Source organism: Limnothrix sp. PR1529, assembly GCF_002742025.1.
In the GTDB taxonomy this organism is placed as follows: Bacteria; Cyanobacteriota; Cyanobacteriia; order CACIAM-69d; family CACIAM-69d; genus CACIAM-69d.
This window is the reverse complement of the sequence record NZ_LIRO01000116.1, coordinates 101,410-120,873: the sequence shown is the minus strand read 5'-3', so window position 1 is coordinate 120,873 and position 19,464 is coordinate 101,410. Positions and strand designations below refer to the sequence as shown.

General features: G+C 57.8%; 34 protein-coding genes. 4 read left to right on the top strand and 30 right to left on the bottom strand.

The window, feature by feature from the left end:
- Positions 1–104: 104 nt before the first annotated feature.
- The 4 genes from AMR42_RS16425 to lepB (AMR42_RS16410) all read left to right on the top strand — a co-directional run bounded on the left by AMR42_RS16425 (position 105) and on the right by lepB (AMR42_RS16410) (position 3,092).
- Positions 105–443 (top strand): phasin family protein, encoded by a 339-nt coding sequence (locus AMR42_RS16425; RefSeq protein WP_099534726.1) that lies wholly within the window; start codon positions 105–107, stop codon positions 441–443.
- Between the two features lie 66 nt (positions 444–509).
- The gene (locus AMR42_RS16420; RefSeq protein WP_099534725.1) at positions 510–1,106 is read left to right on the top strand and encodes an FKBP-type peptidyl-prolyl cis-trans isomerase; all 597 of its coding nucleotides are present in this window, start codon (positions 510–512) and stop codon (positions 1,104–1,106) included.
- 238 nt (positions 1,107–1,344) lie between these two features.
- Complete coding sequence (gene lepB, locus AMR42_RS16415; RefSeq protein WP_099534724.1) at positions 1,345–2,070, top strand: signal peptidase I; 726 nt, start codon at positions 1,345–1,347, stop codon at positions 2,068–2,070.
- 329 nt (positions 2,071–2,399) lie between these two features.
- Complete coding sequence (lepB, locus tag AMR42_RS16410) at positions 2,400–3,092, top strand: signal peptidase I (RefSeq protein WP_099534723.1); 693 nt, start codon at positions 2,400–2,402, stop codon at positions 3,090–3,092.
- A 180-nt stretch (positions 3,093–3,272) separates the two neighbouring features.
- Here lepB (AMR42_RS16410) and rpmE read toward each other — a convergent pair whose 3' ends face one another.
- The 30 genes from rpmE to rplC form a co-directional block, all read right to left on the bottom strand.
- Positions 3,273–3,497 carry a 50S ribosomal protein L31 gene (gene rpmE, locus AMR42_RS16405; protein ID WP_099534750.1) on the bottom strand — a complete coding sequence of 75 codons (225 nt, stop codon included), beginning with the start codon at positions 3,495–3,497 and terminating at the stop codon, positions 3,273–3,275.
- Positions 3,498–3,698: 201 nt separating this feature from the next.
- Positions 3,699–4,112 carry a 30S ribosomal protein S9 gene (gene rpsI / locus AMR42_RS16400; protein ID WP_099534722.1) on the bottom strand — a complete coding sequence of 138 codons (414 nt, stop codon included), beginning with the start codon at positions 4,110–4,112 and terminating at the stop codon, positions 3,699–3,701.
- Positions 4,112–4,576, bottom strand: a complete 465-nt coding sequence (rplM, locus tag AMR42_RS16395; protein WP_099534721.1) for a 50S ribosomal protein L13 — start codon at positions 4,574–4,576, stop codon at positions 4,112–4,114. Before rplM ends, rpsI begins: the two co-directional genes overlap by 1 nt.
- Before the next feature lie 82 nt (positions 4,577–4,658).
- Positions 4,659–5,510, bottom strand: coding sequence for a tRNA pseudouridine(38-40) synthase TruA (gene truA / locus AMR42_RS16390; RefSeq protein ID WP_099534720.1), 852 nt, complete (start codon positions 5,508–5,510; stop codon positions 4,659–4,661).
- A gap of 35 nt (positions 5,511–5,545) precedes the next feature.
- The gene (gene rplQ, locus AMR42_RS16385) at positions 5,546–5,896 is read right to left on the bottom strand and encodes a 50S ribosomal protein L17 (RefSeq protein ID WP_099534719.1); all 351 of its coding nucleotides are present in this window, start codon (positions 5,894–5,896) and stop codon (positions 5,546–5,548) included.
- An 81-nt stretch (positions 5,897–5,977) separates the two neighbouring features.
- Positions 5,978–6,922: a DNA-directed RNA polymerase subunit alpha gene (locus tag AMR42_RS16380; protein ID WP_099534718.1), complete on the bottom strand. Its 945-nt coding sequence runs from the start codon at positions 6,920–6,922 to the stop codon at positions 5,978–5,980.
- A 151-nt stretch (positions 6,923–7,073) separates the two neighbouring features.
- A complete protein-coding gene (gene rpsK, locus AMR42_RS16375) occupies positions 7,074–7,469 on the bottom strand; it encodes a 30S ribosomal protein S11 (RefSeq protein WP_099534717.1) in 396 nt (131 codons plus the stop codon).
- Positions 7,470–7,520: 51 nt separating this feature from the next.
- Positions 7,521–7,898: a 30S ribosomal protein S13 gene (rpsM, locus tag AMR42_RS16370; protein ID WP_099534716.1), complete on the bottom strand. Its 378-nt coding sequence runs from the start codon at positions 7,896–7,898 to the stop codon at positions 7,521–7,523.
- A gap of 76 nt (positions 7,899–7,974) precedes the next feature.
- Positions 7,975–8,088 (bottom strand): 50S ribosomal protein L36, encoded by a 114-nt coding sequence (gene rpmJ / locus AMR42_RS16365; protein WP_015186054.1) that lies wholly within the window; start codon positions 8,086–8,088, stop codon positions 7,975–7,977.
- A 107-nt stretch (positions 8,089–8,195) separates the two neighbouring features.
- The gene (infA, locus tag AMR42_RS16360; RefSeq protein WP_099534715.1) at positions 8,196–8,432 is read right to left on the bottom strand and encodes a translation initiation factor IF-1; all 237 of its coding nucleotides are present in this window, start codon (positions 8,430–8,432) and stop codon (positions 8,196–8,198) included.
- Between the two features lie 165 nt (positions 8,433–8,597).
- Positions 8,598–9,176: an adenylate kinase gene (locus tag AMR42_RS16355; protein WP_099534714.1), complete on the bottom strand. Its 579-nt coding sequence runs from the start codon at positions 9,174–9,176 to the stop codon at positions 8,598–8,600.
- On the bottom strand, positions 9,173–10,495 hold the full coding sequence (gene secY / locus AMR42_RS16350; protein WP_099534713.1) for a preprotein translocase subunit SecY: 1,323 nt from the start codon (positions 10,493–10,495) through the stop codon (positions 9,173–9,175). Before secY ends, AMR42_RS16355 begins: the two co-directional genes overlap by 4 nt.
- A gap of 50 nt (positions 10,496–10,545) precedes the next feature.
- A complete protein-coding gene (rplO, locus tag AMR42_RS16345) occupies positions 10,546–10,989 on the bottom strand; it encodes a 50S ribosomal protein L15 (protein ID WP_099534712.1) in 444 nt (147 codons plus the stop codon).
- Positions 10,990–11,015: 26 nt separating this feature from the next.
- On the bottom strand, positions 11,016–11,540 hold the full coding sequence (gene rpsE / locus AMR42_RS16340) for a 30S ribosomal protein S5 (protein ID WP_099534711.1): 525 nt from the start codon (positions 11,538–11,540) through the stop codon (positions 11,016–11,018).
- Positions 11,541–11,563: 23 nt separating this feature from the next.
- Positions 11,564–11,926, bottom strand: coding sequence for a 50S ribosomal protein L18 (gene rplR, locus AMR42_RS16335; protein ID WP_099534710.1), 363 nt, complete (start codon positions 11,924–11,926; stop codon positions 11,564–11,566).
- Positions 11,926–12,465 (bottom strand): 50S ribosomal protein L6, encoded by a 540-nt coding sequence (rplF, locus tag AMR42_RS16330; RefSeq protein WP_099534709.1) that lies wholly within the window; start codon positions 12,463–12,465, stop codon positions 11,926–11,928. The genes rplR and rplF overlap by 1 nt, the downstream gene beginning before the upstream one ends.
- Positions 12,466–12,491: 26 nt before the next feature.
- On the bottom strand, positions 12,492–12,890 hold the full coding sequence (gene rpsH / locus AMR42_RS16325; RefSeq protein ID WP_099534708.1) for a 30S ribosomal protein S8: 399 nt from the start codon (positions 12,888–12,890) through the stop codon (positions 12,492–12,494).
- An 18-nt stretch (positions 12,891–12,908) separates the two neighbouring features.
- The gene (rplE, locus tag AMR42_RS16320) at positions 12,909–13,454 is read right to left on the bottom strand and encodes a 50S ribosomal protein L5 (protein ID WP_099534749.1); all 546 of its coding nucleotides are present in this window, start codon (positions 13,452–13,454) and stop codon (positions 12,909–12,911) included.
- A 26-nt stretch (positions 13,455–13,480) separates the two neighbouring features.
- On the bottom strand, positions 13,481–13,849 hold the full coding sequence (gene rplX, locus AMR42_RS16315; RefSeq protein ID WP_099534707.1) for a 50S ribosomal protein L24: 369 nt from the start codon (positions 13,847–13,849) through the stop codon (positions 13,481–13,483).
- Positions 13,849–14,217, bottom strand: coding sequence for a 50S ribosomal protein L14 (gene rplN, locus AMR42_RS16310; protein ID WP_099534706.1), 369 nt, complete (start codon positions 14,215–14,217; stop codon positions 13,849–13,851). The genes rplX and rplN overlap by 1 nt, the downstream gene beginning before the upstream one ends.
- A gap of 17 nt (positions 14,218–14,234) precedes the next feature.
- Entirely contained in the window at positions 14,235–14,483 is a 249-nt protein-coding gene (rpsQ, locus tag AMR42_RS16305) for a 30S ribosomal protein S17 (protein WP_099534705.1), read from the bottom strand.
- 18 nt (positions 14,484–14,501) lie between these two features.
- Entirely contained in the window at positions 14,502–14,729 is a 228-nt protein-coding gene (rpmC, locus tag AMR42_RS16300; protein ID WP_099534704.1) for a 50S ribosomal protein L29, read from the bottom strand.
- Positions 14,730–14,735: 6 nt separating this feature from the next.
- Positions 14,736–15,155 (bottom strand): 50S ribosomal protein L16, encoded by a 420-nt coding sequence (rplP, locus tag AMR42_RS16295; RefSeq protein ID WP_099534703.1) that lies wholly within the window; start codon positions 15,153–15,155, stop codon positions 14,736–14,738.
- 3 nt (positions 15,156–15,158) lie between these two features.
- Positions 15,159–15,890 (bottom strand): 30S ribosomal protein S3, encoded by a 732-nt coding sequence (gene rpsC, locus AMR42_RS16290; protein ID WP_099534702.1) that lies wholly within the window; start codon positions 15,888–15,890, stop codon positions 15,159–15,161.
- 21 nt (positions 15,891–15,911) lie between these two features.
- Positions 15,912–16,268 (bottom strand): 50S ribosomal protein L22, encoded by a 357-nt coding sequence (gene rplV / locus AMR42_RS16285; RefSeq protein WP_099534701.1) that lies wholly within the window; start codon positions 16,266–16,268, stop codon positions 15,912–15,914.
- Between the two features lie 21 nt (positions 16,269–16,289).
- A complete protein-coding gene (gene rpsS, locus AMR42_RS16280; protein WP_099534700.1) occupies positions 16,290–16,568 on the bottom strand; it encodes a 30S ribosomal protein S19 in 279 nt (92 codons plus the stop codon).
- Positions 16,569–16,666: 98 nt separating this feature from the next.
- Positions 16,667–17,530 carry a 50S ribosomal protein L2 gene (gene rplB / locus AMR42_RS16275; RefSeq protein WP_099534699.1) on the bottom strand — a complete coding sequence of 288 codons (864 nt, stop codon included), beginning with the start codon at positions 17,528–17,530 and terminating at the stop codon, positions 16,667–16,669.
- Positions 17,531–17,551: 21 nt separating this feature from the next.
- On the bottom strand, positions 17,552–17,878 hold the full coding sequence (locus AMR42_RS16270) for a 50S ribosomal protein L23 (protein ID WP_099534698.1): 327 nt from the start codon (positions 17,876–17,878) through the stop codon (positions 17,552–17,554).
- Positions 17,871–18,506, bottom strand: a complete 636-nt coding sequence (gene rplD / locus AMR42_RS16265; RefSeq protein ID WP_099534697.1) for a 50S ribosomal protein L4 — start codon at positions 18,504–18,506, stop codon at positions 17,871–17,873. Before rplD ends, AMR42_RS16270 begins: the two co-directional genes overlap by 8 nt.
- A gap of 40 nt (positions 18,507–18,546) precedes the next feature.
- Positions 18,547–19,191 (bottom strand): 50S ribosomal protein L3, encoded by a 645-nt coding sequence (gene rplC / locus AMR42_RS16260; RefSeq protein WP_099534696.1) that lies wholly within the window; start codon positions 19,189–19,191, stop codon positions 18,547–18,549.
- Between the last annotated feature and the right edge of the window lie 273 nt (positions 19,192–19,464).

Sequence of the window (19,464 nt, the reverse complement as noted above, 5' to 3'; positions counted from 1 at the left end):
TCGATCGCCCGTGTTAGCCTAACGATGATTGGCGGGGCCACTCAGTCCGAGCGTCAGCCCGAGCTGTTGATGAACCCTGGTAGGCATACGGAGTCGATCGTCCGATGGATGGAAATAACTGGCTGCAACAACTGCTGACCATTGGTCTGGGCACAACGGCCATTGTTGCAGAACGCCTCAAGGAAGCCAGCGATGAATGGGTTCGCAGCGGCCGCTTGGATCCAGAACAGGCCCGCAAGGTGGTGGATGACCTGATGCAGCGTTTGCAGTCCGGCGGCAATCCCTCCCCCAGCGAAAGTTTTGATTCCCTGATTCAGCAGCAGTTTCGGAAGGTGATGAAGGATTTTGGTGTGCCCGATCGCTCAGAGGTGGACGAACTGCGCGGCCGGATCGATCGGCTGGAGCGCCAAGTGCGCGACCTGGAAAATCGACTGTGGCGTTAGGGCGATCGCTCGTTAGGATCAAGAACGACCCACTTTGCTCGCAGATTGATCGAGGAGACTAGACCCTTGCGTGATGTGTTAATCAGCTTTGGGGTGATGTTGGTTTGCCTAGTGGCCGTGTTGATGGTCACCTTCACGGGCAAACCCCCCACCGCCGAAGCGAACCCCCTATCCAGTCAACCGGCGGCCGAAGCCACTGCCAACGGTTCCAAGCTGGCGGCCCGTCTCATTAGCGACGCGGCCGCCCAACTGCGATCGCCTGAGATCGCCACCCTGCCCACCAATACCCAGGAGACAACCCTCGTGGCCGACGCGAGCAACCTGACCACCACCGATTCTGGCCTGCAATACGAAGACCTCACCGTGGGAACCGGCGCAGCCCCCACTCCCGGTCAGAACGTCACGGTTCACTACACCGGCACGCTCACTGACGGCAAAAAATTCGACAGCTCGCGCGATCGGGGTCAGCCCTTCAGCTTCCGCATTGGCGTGGGTCAAGTGATCAAGGGTTGGGACGAAGGTGTCCTGTCCATGCGGGTTGGTGGTCGCCGCAAGCTGGTGATTCCGCCGGACTTGGGCTACGGGGCCCGGGGAGCTGGTGGGGTGATTCCTCCTAACGCCACCCTGGTGTTTGATGTGGAATTGCTGCGCGTGGGGGGTTAGTTCCCGCTCAGCGTCAGCACTGACAGTTTTTGGACTGTGGGAAGCATCCAAGATCTTGGATAGGGGCGATCACTCCGGCGGGGCGATCGCCCCTTGTGCTGGCCACCGATCGTCGGGAATCACGATCACACCCAGGCCGTATCAACCACCACCCTCCAGCAGATCCCCCGGTCTGGATTCGGTATCCTGAATGAGGTTGACCAGTCCCTAGGTCAACCGACAATCAAGCGTCACGCCCATGTCAACGCAACCCCCAAAGTCCAAGCGGTTGAGAAACGGGCAACCATTGCGCCCCTTTTCCCGCAACGCAGCATCCGCCACGGCTCCCCAGGGCAACCAGGGCGGGCGGTGGCATTGGCAGCAGTGGCTCCCTTCCCTGACGGCAACCCTGCGGCAAGCACCCGCTTGGACTTGGCAACGGCGACATTGGTGGGGGTCGGGATTGGTGGTGCTCTTGACCATGGGGGCCATGCGATCGCTCGTCATCGATTCCTATCTGGTGACCCTGCCGACCATGAGGCCCACGCTGCAACCGGGCGATCGCCTGCTCATTGACAAAGCAAGCTACCAGTGGCGCAACCCCGATCGAGGCGAGTTAGTGGCCTTCATGCCGCCCGGCACGCCGAATCAACCTCGGGGAGTGTTGGTCAATCGGGCCGTTGGTTTGCCCGGCGATCGGGTTGAAATCCAAAGCGGTCAACTCTTGGTCAATCAGCGCCCAATCGCCCATGGCCAGTCCCTGGCGATCGAAATTGGTGATCTTGCCCCCGTGCGAGTTCCCGCCGCCACTTACTTTGTCATGAGCGATGGTTCCGCCTTAGGTACTGCCCCAGCCCTGACCTTCACCTACGGTTACGTGCCACGCCAAGCCCTGGTGGGGCGGGTGATGTGGCGGTTTTTTCCTCTCGATCGCTGGGGGGCACCGACCACCCCCACAGCCTCGCCGGATCCAGTCCCTCAATAGTCAACGGCGATCGTTCGCGGTTTTTTCGCGGTTTTGCGGTATATCTTCTCAACAACAGACCAGCCGGAATTTTCACCGCTGTAATAGCCTGTAATAAGAGTTGAGAGTTTCCAGTTTCTGGCTAACGGCGCACGGATTGATTCCAAGTTTTCAAGCAGAATGGTCAATCATGCCGAAACGCCCGCATTCCCCAAGTCCCAGTCTTGGATCCTGAACCCCGATCGCGCTTCTCCTGGTTTGCGTTTCCCGGGCTTGGCCCAAGGTGCTCAGCGCCCAGCGTTTTAAGAAGCGCCCTCGTCTACTGCTTTAGTGCATTTAGGATTTTTCTCGTGACCGATCAACCCGCTTCCTCGCATAAAGAGCCATCCACCAATCCCCCCACCGACAGCGCTTGGGTTGAAGTCCTCAAAACCATTGGTCTCAGCATTATCTTGGCCCTGGGCATTCGTACCTACGTGGCCGAAGCTCGCTGGATTCCCTCTGAATCAATGGTGCCGACGCTGCTGGTGAAGGATCGGTTGATTGTCGAAAAACTGCAATACCGGTTTGGCGGCAGCCCCAAGCGCGGCGATATCATCGTCTTTATGCCGACCGCCGAACTGCGCCGCCACAACCTCAAAGATGCTTTTATTAAGCGCGTGATTGGTCTGCCGGGTGAACTGGTGGAGTTGCGAGATGGCCAGGTTTACATCAACGGCCAGCGCCTGAACGAACCCTATATTGCCCGCGAGTCCGTCTTAACAACCGGTCGCCCCAGTCCTGCGAGTGGCTCAGGGGAGCGCCCAGCCAGCCTTAGCGCGGATGGCAATGCGGTGCAGCGCACGGATACCAATGTTTGCGTAGGGGATCCGCAACCTTTTCTGGCCCGGCCGGTGCGGGTGCCCCCCAACTCCTATCTCGTGCTCGGCGACAATCGCAACCGCAGTTACGACAGCCGTTGCTGGGGAGTCGTTCCGCAAGATTTGATTGTTGGCCATGCAGTTTGGCGGTTTTGGCCCCTCGATCGCATGGGTAATCTCTAGCCAAGCGCCGAGCCTAGAAAAAATAGAGCCTAAAATAGCTCAGAAAATAAAAGCCCAGAAAATAAAAAGGAGCAGTTACTGGTTCAGCAACTGCTCCTTTTTTCTGTTTCTTCTGGTTGAAGAATTTTGAGTTTGCCAATTTTAGTTGGCCAATTAGTTGGCCGACCAAACCAAGGAACCCTAGTCCTTTTTGGTTTCGGTTGCCATCCCATACTTGCGCAGGAATCGCTCCACACGACCTTCAGTGTCAATGATCCGCTGAGTGCCGGTGAAGAACGGGTGATTACCAGCCCAAATGTCCACATGCAATTCCGGTTGGGTCGAACCAACCGTCATCACCAATTCGCCGTTGCAATAGACCTTTGCATCGGGATACCACTCGGGGTGAATGCCTTCTTTTGCCATGATGTGAACCTCAACCAAGGTTTAGGAAATTTAAGGGCGATCGAACTGCATTCAAGTGCATGGATTCGATCGCGGGGATTTGCACAAAAGAGCTGGCGATCGCGACTTCCAAACGGGGTCTTTTGATCACCAGCCCCCAGCCTGCCCATTCGTTGGGGAAAGCCACCGAGGCCTCCCCCTCGAAAGTCGGCGCTTGGAAAATTAGCGCTTCGAGAACTGAGGAGCCTTCCGGGCTTTCTTCAAACCGTACTTGCGACGTTCCTTGGCGCGGGGGTCGCGGGTCAGGTAGCCTTCAACCTTCAGGGGCTTACGGTTTTCAGGATCAAGCTGAATCAAGGCCCGAGCCACACCCAAGCGGATCGAGTCAGCCTGGCCAGTCAGGCCGCCGCCCACCACGCTCACCAGCACATCGTAGTCCCCTTCCAAACCGAGGGTTTCCAGAGGTGCTTTGGCCGCAGCCAGATAAACCGGGTTGTATTGCAGGTAGTTATCGCCAGGACGACCGTTGATGGTCAGTTGGCCAGAGCCAGGCACCAGGCGCACGCGAGCGACCGAGGTTTTACGGCGGCCCGTGCCGCGATACATCACGCGCCCGTTGTTATCCGTTGCTTGCATTAGCCTTCACCTCCAGGAATGGTGTTGATCGTCAGGACTTGGGGTTGTTGTGCCGTGTGGGGATGGTCTGCACCGGCATAAACCTTCAGCTTGCGGAACAGTTGCCGACCGAGGGCATTTTTAGGCAGCATCCCTTTAACGGCATGTTCCACAATCCGCTCGGGCAGACGATTTTGCAGCTTTTCAAAGCTCTCCGTCTTCATCCCACCGGGACGGCCAGAGTGACGACGGTAGACCTTTTGAGTCCGTTTTTTACCGGTCACTTCCACTTTGTCGGCGTTCACGATCACCACAAAGTCACCGGTATCCAGGTGGGGCGTATAGGTGGGCTTGTTTTTGCCCCGCAGGACGGAAGCCACTTCGGTGGCCAGGCGGCCAAGGCGTTGACCAGCGGCATCAACGACGTACCATTGCCGGTCAACGTCGTTTACGGAGGGCAGGGCAGTCTTGGTGGGAATGGACATAGGGGTTGGTTGGGTTGCGAAAGTCGCTGAATCGGGGAAGTTATAACTAGGGCGATCGCGTAGTGCGTTAAGCCTAGAATCTTTATGTAACGGGAGGGCTGAAGGTTGCCGGGCCGTCCTGGGTCAGGTCAAACCAAGGCAGGGTGTTGGTGCAAGCAATCTCTGGCAGGGGCGAGTTGGGGTAGCCAATGCGCAGTAGGCACAATCCCATGGGTGGCGCGGCATATTTCACCAGGTCTCGGCGTTCACTCTGCCAAATTTGGGTGAACTCTTCGACACTGAGGCGATCGCGCCCCACCAACACCAACATCCCCGCCAGCAGCCGCATCATGCCGTACAAAAAGCCACTGGCTTGAACTTCAAGTTCCACAATCGGCCCGCGCCGCCGACACCAGGCTTCTTGAACATCCACCCAAGAATGGGGACGTTTTGATCCGGCACGGTGGAAAGCGGCCAAGTGATGCCGACCCACGAGGGGGGCGATCGCCGCCTGCATCTTTTCCACTTGAATTGGCTCGTAATAGTGCCAACTGAAGGGTTTGAGGTACAGGTTCGGCTGTGGATCGGTGTAGAGAACATAGCGGTAACGCCGCCACGAAGCCGAGAACCGAGCGTGCCAGTTCTCCGGAACCGCACAGGAGGCCAGAATCAGAATATCATCTGGCAACCTTGTGTTGAGGACTTTCGCCCAACGGTGAGGGGGAATCGGGCTGGCCACGTCAAAGTGGGCCACTTGGGCAGAGGCATGAACTCCGGTGTCGGTGCGTCCAGCACCATGGATGACAACGGGATGCCCCAGAATCTCGGCGATCGTGTCTTCGATCGTAGCTTGAACGCTGCGATCGCGGATCTGCCGCTGCCAACCACAGAACCCTGTTCCCAGGTACTGAATCACCAGAGCAACACGTTGCTGATCGGCGGGACAGTCGGCCATGATTGTTGCTCTACACCCCAGCGATTGGTCTTGGCCTAGACCAATTCCAAGATGGCCATTTCGGCATTGTCACCACGCCGGGGCACGGTGCGCAAAATGCGGGTATAGCCGCCATTCCGCTGACCATAGCGCTGGGGAGCCTGCTCGAACAGGGCATGAACCAAGTCGGCATCATACAGATAGCCCAAGGCCCGACGACGGGAAGCCAAGGAACCGTCCTTAGCCAAGGTAATCATGCGATCAACCTCGGCGCGAACAGCCCGGGCCCGGGCTTTGGTGGTGGTGATTTGACCATTGCGGATGGTTTCCGTGGCCAGGGCCCGCAGCAGGGCGCGACGCTGGTCAGCGGGCTTACCAAGTTTAGGAACGCGACGACCGTGACGCATAGCTCCGATCTCTACTCAACTGATTAGTAACTAGGGGGGTCGGATCTAGAACGGGCTAGAGCCGGGGGTGAACGGTGGCAGCTAGGCTTTGGCCACCTTTTCTTGCGGCAGGGTGATGCCCAAACGCCGCTGCAACGCTTCGATCACTTCTTCAGCCGACTTGGCTCCGAAGTTTTTGATCTCCAGCAAATCTTCTTGGGTGAATTCCAGAAGATCGGCAACGGTGTTGATTTGCGCCCGCTTCAGGCAGTTGTAGGCGCGCACCGACAGTTGCAATTCTTCGATCGGGATTTGGCTGCTGGGGTCTTGGGACTCTGGGCGATCGCTCTTGGTGGCTTCGATGGTGAAGTCCTTGAGCGGGTTGAACAGATCCACCAGAAGCGTGGCAGCCTGACTGAGCGCCTGTTGGGGGGTGATGCTGCCGTTCGTCCAAATTTCCAGAACCAGGCGATCCTTCTCCAGGGATTCGCCCACCCGGGCATCCTCAACGGTGTAGTTCACCTTGCGGACGGGCATAAACATCGAGTCGATCTGCAAAAAGTCGATCGCCGATGCATCATCACGACCCCGATCGATCGCCCGATAGCCCACCCCACGTTCCACTCGGAACTCCATTTCCAACGTGGCCCCCTCGGCCAAGGTGGCAATGTACTGGGTTGGGTCAACCACTTCCACTTCTGAAGGCAAATCGAACAGGTCTGCCGTGACCACCCGCGGCCCTTTGGCCAACAGGCGACCAATTTGCGGCTGATCCGTGTGGCTGCGCAGCACCAATTCCTTCATGTTCAGCAGGATGTCCAACACATCCTCCCGCACACCGGGAACCGTCGCGAACTCGTGGTTCACGCCCGCAATCCGGACGGCCGTCACTGCGGAACCCACGAGGTTCGACAGCAGTACCCGACGCAAAGCGTTCCCCACCGTTGTGCCCTGCCCACGTTCGAGGGGGGACAGCACCAAACGGCTGTAGAGATTGCGATTGCTTTCCGTGCTCGATTCAACACACTCGATCTGAAATTGCGACACGCTTTGTGCCTCCCAACCGGCCTAGTCGATCCATATGCGGCAGTGAAGCCGCCCCGTAACAGAAAAAAATTCGCGGTGACCAAGGGTTACCGCTGGCTTGCAGGATGCGATCGCAGCGCCCGTGAGTTAGCGCGGGTCGATCGCGGGGTGATTAGACCCGACGACGCTTCGGCGGCCGACAACCATTGTGCGGAATCGGCGTAACATCACGAATCAGCGTGATTTCCAGACCCGACGCTTGCAGGGCCCGAATCGCCGTTTCCCGACCCGAACCGGGACCGCTCACCATCACTTCCACCTGCCGCATCCCCTGTTCAGAGGCACGACGGGCAGCAGCTTCAGCAGCGGTTTGGGCGGCGAAGGGCGTACCCTTCTTGGCTCCCTTGAAACCGCTGGAACCAGCCGAGGCCCAAGAGATTGCATCACCCTTGAGGTCGGTGATCGTCACGATCGTGTTGTTGAAAGTCGATTGAATGTGGGCGACACCGCTGGGGACGTTGCGCTTTTGCTTACGCGGGCCAGAGCGCTTGTTGGGTTGCTTTGCCATAGCTGTTGAACAGAACTAAAACGTTCGTAGAAAGGGGACAGAACCAGTCGATTACTTGCGAGGAGCCTTCTTCTTCCCGGCCACCGTACGACGACCACCACGGCGAGTCCGGGCATTGGTGCGCGTCCGTTGACCCCGCACCGGCAGACCTGCGCGGTGACGACGACCCCGATAGCAACCGATGTCCATCAGGCGCTTGATGTTCATGGCCTCAAAGCGGCGCAGATCACCTTCCACCTGGTAGTTATCCAGCTCGGCCCGCAGGGCAGAGATGTCTGCATCGCCGAGGTCTTTGACGCGCGTATCTGGATTCACACCCGTTGCGGCCAAAATTTTCTTCGACAGGGTTAGACCAATGCCGTAAATATAGGTCAACCCAATTTCAATGCGCTTCTCGCGCGGTAAATCTACACCGGAAATACGTGCCACGTTGGTTCTCCCTAACGTTTTAATGCTCTGTCTTTAGATGGGTGCCAGGCAAACACAACCACCCTAACGCTGTCTTTTACCCTTGGCGTTGTTTGTGTTTGGGGTTTTGGCAAATGACCATGACGCGACCGCGACGACGAATCACGCGGCACTTTTCGCACATTTTGCGGACGGAGGCTCGGACTTTCATGATGGTTAAAATCTCCAAACTTGGAATTTTAGAGAAAAATGAGTACCGGATCAACCTATCGGGGCAAGTCTTTGGCTAGACCAGCGATCGGGTGGCTATTTTGGGGGTTATTTTTTGCCACCCGTGTTCTTTAAACGGTAGGTGATGCGCCCCTTGGTCAGGTCGTAGGGGGTCAGCTCAACCTTGACGCGATCGCCCGGCAGAATCTTGATGTAGTTACGGCGAATCTTGCCAGAAATATGTGCTAGGACGTTGAAACCGTTATCGAGATCCACCCGGAACATTGCGTTCGGGAGTGATTCGGTTACGGTTCCCTCCATTTCGATCAGATCTTGCTTGGACAAGGATCAGCTCTCCTGTATGAACGTCGAGTTGGTTGACAATCAGTGAACTTGCTGTTAAGCGCTATCTCACTGCCAAACTAGCACAATGGGCGATCGGGTCTGGGTTTCTGGTTTGGTTCCCGGCTTCAGCACGAAGCTTCAGCACCAAACTTCAGCGGAGGTGAACTAAGCCGCTAGGGCGATCGCCTGTTTCAGGTCACGAGTCACATCGCTGAGGGGCTGGTCACCATTGACCTCCGCCAATAGGTTCGCCTGCTGGGCCCTGTAGAACTTCAGCAGCGGTTCCGTCGTTTGGTGAAAAATCGCCAGGCGATGCTCAATGGTCGCCAAATTGTCATCCGAGCGACCTTCCGCTGTGCCTCGGCTCAGGAGACGGGCCTTGAGTACATCATCGGCAACCACCAAATTCAGCACTCGATCGCAGGCCTGGCCCGTTGCCGCCAGCATGTCATTGAGTTTTTCGGCCTGGGCCACATTGCGCGGGAAGCCATCCAGGATCCAGCCCTGTTGAGCATCAGGTTCTGCGAGCCGGTCTTTGATAATCCCAATGATCAATTCATCGGGTACCAATTCACCGCGATCCATGAAGGACTTCGCCGCCTGTCCCAAGGAAGTGCCTTGGGCAACGGCCGCGCGCAAGATATCACCCGTGGAAATATGGGGAATGCCATATTCCTCAGACAAAATCTTGGCTTGCGTGCCCTTACCGGCACCCGGTGGGCCGAAAAAAATCAATCGCGTCACTGCTTCACCATTCCTTCGTAGCGCTGTGAAATCACGTAGGTTTGGATTTGCTTCGCCGTTTCGATCGCGACCCCAACCAAAATCAGAAACGACGTTGCTCCTAACCCTTGGAACGTCCGCACATTGGTGGCACTTTCCACGGCCGTCGGCACAATCGCCACCAAACCCAAGAAAACGGCGCCCAGGAACGTCAGCCGATTCAGAATCTGCTGTACACGCTTGCTGGTCGCTTGCCCCGGACGCACCCCCGGAATACTGGCCCCCATCTTTTTCAAGTTCTGGGCCATATCCACCGGGTTGACCACCAGCGACGAATAAAAATAGCTAAAGAACAGAATCAGGGTCAGATACACCAGTACATAGAGCCAGGGTGTGGGGCCCGTGGGGCTGAGGTAGGTTGCCACCCTTGCCAGGACTTCATTGTTGGCAAACTGCGCCAAAGACGCAGGCACCACCAACACCGCCGTGGCGAAGATGATCGGCATCACACCACCCTGGTTAAGACGCAGGGGCAAGTAGCTGCTGCGCTCTTGGTACATGCGACGCCCCACCTGCCGGCGAGCCATCACAATCGGAATCCGCCGTGCCCCTTCCTGGACAAAAACGATCCCAACGATCGTGGCCAAGAATGCCAGGAGCAGCAGCACGATCCCACCAATGGTTGAGCGATCGCCACTTTGGGCTAACTCCAGCGTTTGCCCAACAGACTTGGGGAAGGTCGAGACGATGTTGACGAAGATCAACAGGGACGCACCGTTACCCACGCCGCGTTCCGTGATCAGCTCGCCCACCCACATCACGAACATCGATCCCGCCGTCAGGGCCAAAGCCGTCTTCAGCACAAAAATCGGGCCCGGATCCGTGGTGGCCCCTAGCGCCGAAATCCAAAGGGCAATCCCAGTGCTTTGAATAATGGCCCAACCCAGCGACACGTAGCGCGTGATTTGGGCAATTTTTCGGCGACCGGCCTCGCCTTCGTTCTTTTGGAGATCCTCGAGAGACGGTAGCGCTGCCGTCAGCAACTGGATGATGATCGAGGCGTTAATGTAAGGCAAAATGCCGAGCGCAAAAATCCCCAACAGGGACAAGCCGCCCCCGGAGAAGATATCCAAAAAGCCAACAATGCCACCCAAGCCGCTGTTCTGAATCGCATTGCCAAAGGCCACGCGATCGATTCCCGGCACCGGCAAAAAGATCCCAAGGCGCACCAGCACTAGCAGGCCGACGGTCACCAGCAACCGCCCCCGCAGGCCAGCCGCCTGGGCCATTTGCATGAAGGTCTCTTGGGCTGTTGGCGCTTTATCTCGACTGACGACCATGGTTGGTACACCTCAGGCAAATTTCAGCAACCGGATTCCCAACTTTAATCTTAGACAACCGTGCAGGTACCGCCGGCCGCTTCGATCTTTTGTTTTGCCGTGGCCGTGAAGCGGGCCGCTTCCACGGTCAGCTTCACCGACAAATCGCCGCCACCCAACAACTTGAGCGGGCCGTCATTGGTGGTGACAATGCCTGCTTCCATCAGGGAAGCCAAGGTCACCGTCGAGCCAGCGGCCAAGTCAGCCAGGCTGCCAACATTGATGATCGTGTAGGCTTGGCGGTTGATCAGCGGGAAGTGCTTCAGCTTGGGAACGCGGCGATACAGGGGCATTTGACCCCCTTCAAAGCCGGGTCGAGTACCACTACCCGATCGCGACTTTTGACCGCGCATCCCAAAGCCACAGCTCGCACCCTGGCCGGCAGCGATGCCGCGGCCCACGCGGCGACCGCGCTTTTTGGAGCCTTTCTTAGGCTGTACATCCGTGATTTTCATGGATTGGTCTCCGTCGATGACCGGAACTATTTGTACAGGTGCTCGAGGGCCACACCCCGGTCTTCAGCCACTTCGGCGAAAGTCCGCAGGGATGACAAGGCATCCAAAGCAGCACGGGCGTTGTTCAACGGGTTATCGGAACCCAGTTGCTTGGCGAGGATGTTTTTCACCCCAGCCAGCTCCAGCACAGTGCGGACTGCGCCCCCAGCAATTACCCCGGTACCGGGAGCGGCGGGGCGCATCATCACTTTGGAGCTACCACCACCGACACCGTTGGTGGGGTGGGGAATCGTGTCGCCCTTGATCAGGGGCACATCAACTAGGTGCTTTTTGCCATCGGCTACGCCTTTTTTGACGGCTCCGATCACATCAGCGGCTTTGCCAACCCCAACGCCCACTTGACCGCGTTCGTTACCGATCACGACCACGGCGCGGAAGCTGAGCTTTTTACCGCCCTTGACCACCTTGGTGACGCGGCGGATTTGGACGACGCGCTCTTGCCATTCGGACTCTTTCTCGCGGGTGCGATTGCCTTTACGACGAGTTGCCATAGTGAATACTCCTGAGTTCTCGCCTAGAAGTTCAGTCCGGCTTCGCGCGCCGCGTCGGCCAAAGCCTTGACACGACCGTGGTAAAGATTACCGCCGCGATCGAACACAACTTGGGTAACGCCCTTGGCTTGGGCGCGCTCAGCCAGCAGCTTACCCACCGCTGCGGCTGCATCACAATCGCGGCTGCTTTCAAGCTGCGATTTGACATCGGGTTCCAGGGTCGAAGCGGCTACCAACGTGTGATGTTGGGTGTCGTCGATCACCTGGGCGTAAATGTGTTGGTGCGAGCGGAACACGCACAGGCGAGGCCGATCGGGCGTTCCCGAAACTTTGCGGCGCACCCGCCCGTGGCGACGGCGCACCATATCCTTGCGAGTGGCTTTCATTATTTCTTACCTGTCTTACCTGCCTTGCGGCGAACGACTTCACCTTGGTAGCGAATCCCTTTGCCCTTGTAGGGTTCCGGTTTGCGCACAGCACGGACACGGGCGGCGGTGTTACCCACCAATTCCTTGTCAATGCCGCTGACAATCACGTTGGTGTTGTTTTCTACCGCAAACTGAATCCCGTCGGGGGCGGGGATATTCACCGGGTGGCTGTAGCCCATGCTCAGGTTGAGCGTGGTGCCTTGAACAGCGGCCCGATAACCGACCCCTTGGATTTCCAGACGACGCTGGAAGCCTTGGGACACCCCTTCGACCATGTTGGCCAGCAGGGTGCGGCAGAGACCATGGCGCTGACGGGCGGGACGTGATTCATCCCGGCGCGTCACGAGCAATTGATCTGCTTCTTGGGAGAAGAGAATTTCAGGGGGGAAGGTGCGGGTCAGCTCGCCTTTGGAGCCTTTGACCGAGACGGTTTGGCCGTCGATCGTCACCGTCACCCCTTTGGGAATGGGAATGGGACGCTTGCCAATGCGGGACACGATTGAGAACTCCTTCGTCGTAGGGATTACCAGACGTAGCAGAGGACTTCGCCACCGATGCCCTGCTGACGCGCGTCGCGATCGGTCATGATGCCTCGAGAGGTCGAGACGATCGCGATGCCAATGCCGCCCAACACGCGGGGCAAATCGCGGCGATTGGAATAGACACGGAGGCCCGGCTTGCTCACGCGCTTCAGGTTCGAGATGATCGGACGGCGCTGCTTGCCCTTGTATTTCAAAGAGATCACGAGCGTCTTCTTCACACCTTCACCGGTTTCTTCCACTTCGGCGACGAAGCCTTCAGACTTGAGCACCTCGGCGATGCTGCGGGTCATCTTGGTGGCCGGAACTTCCGTTTTTTGGTGACGCGCCAGGCAGGCGTTGCGAATGCGCGTCAGCATATCTGCGATGGGATCGTTAACCATAGTTCGCTCCTTGCAACGCTACTTGTCCCGGAACGGCATGCCCATTTCCTTGAGCAGCGCGCGGCCTTCTTCGTCGGTGGTGGCGGTGGTCGTGATGCAAATGTCCATCCCGCGGATTTGGTCGATGCTGTCGTAGCTGATTTCAGGGAAGATCAGCTGCTCACGCAGACCTAGGGAGTAGTTGCCACGACCATCGAAGCTGTTAGGGCTGACACCACGAAAGTCCCGGATTCGGGGTAGGGACAATCGCACAAGGCGATCGAGGAAGTCATACATCTTGTCAGAGCGCAGGGTCACCATCATGCCCACGGGCATCCCTTGGCGCAGCTTAAAGCCGGCGATCGCCTTTTTGGCGCGGGTCACGACGGGGCGCTGACCGGTGATGGTGGCCAATTCCACTAGAGAAGACTCCAGGGCCTTGGCATTCTGCGACGCTTCGCCCAAACCACGGTTCACCGTGATCTTCACCACTTTGGGCACCTGGTGAATGTTCTCGTACCGGAACTGTTCCATCAGTTTCGGTACGATTGTTTCCTTGTAAATGGTTTTCAGTCGTGCTGGCATGGCTGTTTCAGCGATCGGGCGCAACGTTAGTCGATGATTTCGCCAGTTTTAATCAGCTTGCGCACCTTCTTGCCTTGGTCGGTGAAGGTGTAGCAAACGCGGCTGGCGACCTTTTCTTTTTCGGAATAGTGCAGGACGTTCGAGCTGTGGATCGGGAACTCGCGCACCTCGACTTTGCCCGATTCGCCTTCCTGGGTTGGCTTGGTGTGCTTGGTCTTTTGGTTCACCCCTTCCACGATCACTTGGCTCGTTTTGGGGAAGACGCGCACAATCTTGCCAACTTTTCCCTTGTCACGACCGGAGATCACCTGAACGGTGTCACCCGCTTTGACATGCATTTTGAAGCGCACGGCTTTGCCGTTTGCATTCACTTGAATCTTGCCGGGCTTGGCCATTACAGCACCTCCGGAGCCAGCGAAACGATCTTCAGGTAGTTCTTGTCACGCAGCTCACGAGCTACGGGGCCAAAAACGCGCGTCCCACGGGGGTTGCCATCCTTGTTGACGATCACGGCGGCGTTGTCGTCGAAGCGAATGCACATGCCGCTATCGCGTCGGATGGTTTTCCGAGTGCGAACGATCACGGCTCGCACCACGTCGGACTTTTTCACTGCCATATTCGGAATGGCATCTTTGACGACGGCGATGATTTCATCACCGACATGGCCGTAGCGACGGTTGCCACCGCCCAGGACGCGAATACACATCAGCTTCTTCGCGCCGCTGTTGTCCGCTACGTTCAGATAGGTTTGCTGTTGAATCATGGGCGATCGAGCCTCCCTTACCGGGTCGCGCTTTCGAGAACTTCAACGACCGTCCAGCGCTTGGTTTTGCTCAGGGGGCGAGTTTCGCGGATGCGAACCCGATCGCCTTCCTTGCACTGGTTGTCTTCATCGTGGGCCTTAAAGCGGCGCGTGCGAACCACAATCTTGCCGTACTTGGAGTGGGCCGAGCGGTTTTCCACCGACACCACCACCGTTTTCTGCATCTTGTCGCTCACAACAACGCCAACACGTTCTTTGGCAGCCATAGGGGGTTAACTCCAGAACTACGCTTGGGTTGCTGCTTCAGATGCAGCCGCGAGCTTACGCTCATGCTCCACCGTGAGCAGTTGCGCCAACTCATGCTTTGCATGTTTGATTTCGTGCGACTTCACCTCTTGGCGAATCGCCTTCTTCATCCGGAATTGGAACAGTTGGCGCTTGAGTTCCAAAATGCGATCGCCCAGTTCGGTGTCACTAAGGGCGCGCGCGTCAGCAATCTTCGGGAGAGCCATAGGGCATTACGACTGGATGTCTTCGCGAACAATAAACTTGGTCTTCACGGGCATCTTGAACGCGGCCAGGCGCATTGCTTCGCGAGCCGTCTCTTCAGCAACACCCTTGATTTCGTACAGGATCCGACCGGGTTTGATCACGGCCACCCAGAACTCCGGTGCCCCTTTACCGGAACCCATCCGGGTTTCTGCGGGGCGCATGGTCACAGGCTTGTCAGGGAAGACGCGGATCCAGATTTTGCCACCCCGGCGGATGTAGCGGGTCATGGCCCGACGACCGGCTTCGATTTGGCGAGCCGTAATCCAGCCGCATTCCAGCGATTGCAGGGCAAAATCCCCAAAATTCAGCGAACTGCCCCGAGTGGCGAGGCCCCGCATCCGGCCGCGTTGTTGCTTGCGGAATTTTGTTCTTCTTGGACTGAGCATGGATTATTCCTCGTTCGAGCGGTCTTCAAACTGCTGACGACGACGGGGTTGGCGACGACGCGGCGCAGGCTGATTCGCCGGAGCCACTTCCTCTTGTCCAGGAATGATCTCGCCCTTGAACACCCACACCTTGATCCCCAACACCCCATAGATGGTGCTGGCGGTGCGGTAGCTGTAGTCGATGTCCGCCCGCAGGGTATGCAGGGGCACGCGACCTTCCCGCGTCCATTCCGATCGGGCAATTTCTGCACCGTTCAAACGACCGCCGACTTGGATTTTGATCCCTTCGATCCCAGCGCGTTGGGCCCGTTGGATCGCCTGGCGGACGACCCGACGGAACGACACCCGGCGCTCCAGTTGCTGAGCGATGTACTCGGCAATCAAGGTGGCATCGGCATCGACGCGGGCCACTTCGATCACGTTGATTCGGATCTGGCGATCACGGCTCCCCAGCAGGTTTTGCAGACCAACCCGCAGGGTTTCGATCCCGCTGCCGCCCCGGCCCACCACCACACCCGGACGGGCGGTGTGAACTTCCAGGTCGATTTGGTCAGCCTTGCGCTCAATCCGCACCTTGGCAATGCCGGCATTGTTCAGGTTCTTCTCAACGTATTGCCGGATTTTGTGGTCTTCCTGCAACAGGCTGGAATAACGCGACGGATCTGCAAACCAGCGCGAGCGGTGCTCTTGGGTAATGCCGAGTCGCAGGCCGACGGGGTGAATTTTCTGTCCCATGGTTTCCTCGTCTCCTTATGCTTAGGCTTCTGCCGCCGGAGCAACCGCCACGGTGATGTGGCAGGTGGGCTTGCGGATTTGGTAGGCGCGACCTTGGGCGCGAGGGCGGAATCGCTTCAGGGTGGGGCCCTGGTCAGCGAAGGCCGTGCTCACCACCAAGGAGGTGGCATCGAAACCGTTGTTGTTTTCTGCGTTGGCCGCGGCCGATCGCAGCAACTTGCGAACGATTTCGCAGGCGCGATAGGGCATGAACTGCAGAATAATCAGCGCTTCGGCGTAGCTCCGACCACGGATTTGGTCGAGGACGCGGCGAACTTTGCGGGGGGACATCCGCACGAAGCGCACGCTTGCTTTGACTTCGTTGGGACTAAGTGCCATATCTGAGCGATTCTCCGGGGGTTACTTGCGTCCTTTCTTGTCGCCCTTGGTGTGGCCTTTGAAGGTGCGCGTGGGAGCAAATTCCCCCAGCTTGTGGCCCACCATTTGCTCGTTGACGTACACGGGGACGTGTTGCCGGCCGTTGTGGACGGCGATCGTGTGACCCACCATTTGCGGCAGGATCGTTGAGGCTCGTGACCAGGTTTTGATCACTTGCTTTTCGCCCTTGACGTTCAGCGCTTCTACTTTTTTGAGCAGCTTGTCAGCAACGAAGGGACCTTTTTTCAGAGAACGAGACATACGCTTTAGGAACTCTTAGGGATTCGCGATCTCAAGCGGCGATCGCCCAGGGCTGGAGGGTTAGACCAACGGGCGGGCGATCGCCACACTGAAAAAACCTATGCGTTGCGACCGCCGCGACCGCGCTTGGACGACTTACGACGACGACGCACAATGAGTTTGGTGCTAGCTTTCCGCTTGTCGCGGGTTTTGCGACCCAAAGCGGGTTTACCCCAAGGGGTGACCGGGCCGGAACGCCCAATGGGCGCGCGACCTTCACCACCACCGTGGGGGTGATCCACCGGGTTCATGACGCTACCGCGCACTTCCGGACGGCGACCCAACCAACGCTTGCGGCCGGCTTTACCCAGGCTCAGGTTGCGGTGTTCGGAGTTGCCGACGCTGCCGATGGTAGCCATGCACTCTTTACGAACCTTGCGCACTTCCGTGGAAGGCAGCTTCAGGGTGACGTAGTTGCCTTCTTTAGCGACCACTTCAGCACCGGAGCCAGCGGAACGGGCCATTTGCGCACCGCGACCCGCCACCAACTCAATGTTGTGGACGGTCGTGCCCAAAGGCATGTTGGCCAAGGGCAGGGCATTACCCACTTCGATCGGGGAATCAGGACCCGCCACGATCGTTTGGCCCACTTTCAGACCAACGGGGGTGATGATGTAGCGCTTTTCGCCATCTTCGTATTGCACCAACGAAATGCGCGCGTTCCGGTTGGGGTCATACTCGATCGACAGCACTTCAGCGGTCATGCCCAGCTTGTCGCGCTTGAAGTCGATCTTCCGGTACAGACGCTTGTGGCCACCACCCCGGTGACGACAGGTGATCCGACCCAGGTTGTTACGACCCTTGCGGCGGTGCTTGTAAGACGTAAGAGACTTTTCGGGTTCGCTGCGGGTGATTTCCGCAAAGTCAGCCACGCTGGCTTGACGAACCCCGGGGGTATAAGGACGGAAGGTACGAATTGGCATCGTCTTAAAACTCCTTCAGCGCTAGACTTCGGGGAACAGTTGAATCGAACTGCCTTCGGCCAGCGTGACGATCGCCCGCTTCACCTGAGGACGGTAACCCGACAGCCGACCCAGTTTCCGGGTCTTGCGCGGCGGGTTGTAGGTGTTGACCCTCTGGACTTTCACCTCAAACAGACCTTCGATCGCTGCCTTGATGTCCAGCTTGTTGGCGCGGGGATCCACGTCAAACACGTACTGGTTGTTTTCCAGCAGAATCGTGGCCTTTTCGGTGATGATCGGCCGGCGAACCACATCCGCCAACGTGCGATCGTCCAAGCGCGTCTTGTACTTAGGAGTGCGCTTAATCATCGCCGTAAACCTCCTTGATCTTCTCCAGCGCGTCCGCCGTCACCACCACCTTGTCGGCGTTCAGCAGGTCGAACACATTCAAGTTCGTTGCCAAAATCAACCGCAGGCTTTGGACGTTCCGGGCCGACAGCCAAACGTTTTCGTCTTGGTCAGCCACAATCAACAGCACCTTTTGGTTCGCATCCACATCCCAACGGGCGAGCGCGGCCAACAGGTCTTTGGTCTTGGGCTGGCTGAGTTGGCTGGCAAAGTTTTCCACCACCACCAAGTCATCCAAGCGACCTTGGAACGCCGTGCGCAGGGCCAGGCGGCGTTCCTTGCGGTTCATCTTTTGCGAATAGTCGCGGGGCTTGGGGCCAAAGATCACACCACCACCACGCCACAGGGGAGAGCGGTTCGAGCCAGCACGGGCGCGACCGGTTCCCTTTTGCCGCCAGGGCTTGCGACCACCACCGCGCACTTCCGAACGGGTCTTGGTGCTAACAGTACCTTGACGAGCATTCGCCAATTGACGCACCAAAGCCCGGTGCACAATGTGCTGAGCGTTTTCTTCACGGGCGACGCGTAAGTCCAGCTCGGTCTTGCCGGCTTCCTTACCGTCCCAATCTTTCACAATGCAGTTGACCATTGCTGTGCTCCACGTTCGACGGACTTACGGGCGATCGCGCTTACTTTTGACGACCCACCAGGTTGGACGGTGCAATGCTGACCAGCGTCCCCGGCTTGCCCGGAACCGCACCCTTGATCAACACGATGTTGCGATCGGGGTCGATCCGCACAACCGTCAGCTTCTTGACCGTCACACGCTCATTGCCCATCCGGCCAGCCATGCGCTTACCGGGATAGACACGACCGGGGGTCGTACCCGCACCCGTCGAACCGGGCAGACGGTGGTTTTTGGAACCGTGAGACATCGGCCCGCGACCAAAGTTGTGGCGCTTTTGGTAACCCGCGAAACCACGACCAATGCTGTTACCCGTCACGTCAACGATTTGACCGACTTCGATGCAGCGATCGGCGCGGATTTCTTCACCAAGGGTAAAGCCAGCCACATCCACCAAACGGTATTCCCGCAGGTGGCGCAGGGGCTTCGCGTTGGCCTTGCTCAGGTGTCCGATTTCCGGCTTGCTGAGGGCCTTTTCTTTGACTTCTTGAAAACCCAACTGAACGGCCGTGTAGCCATCAGTCTCTTTGGTTTTGATTTGCGTAACGGTACAGGGGCCAGCTTGGATGACCGTTACCGGGATGGCCCGGCCCGTTTCATCAAAGACTTGGGTCATGCCCAACTTAGTACCTAGAATGCCAAGAGACATGGCGTTCTCCTTAGACTAGGGATGGTTAGGAGAGTCCTTCCCCCTAGCGTCAACCAGCCGTAACAAGAGCGCCTCTAGCGCGTAAGGGCTAGAAGCACTTTCCCGACGGACTTTGAGTTTTGGGCACTCTGATTGACGTAGACTGACCGCTTATCTGCACTGAGAAATCGTTGAGAATCTCAAGGCTCGGATGTCAGTCAACCGAGGGAAGATTTTGCGCTGGAGCGGTTTGCATCGTTGCAGCGCGTTTGCTTGCTAGGACTTAAGCAGCGA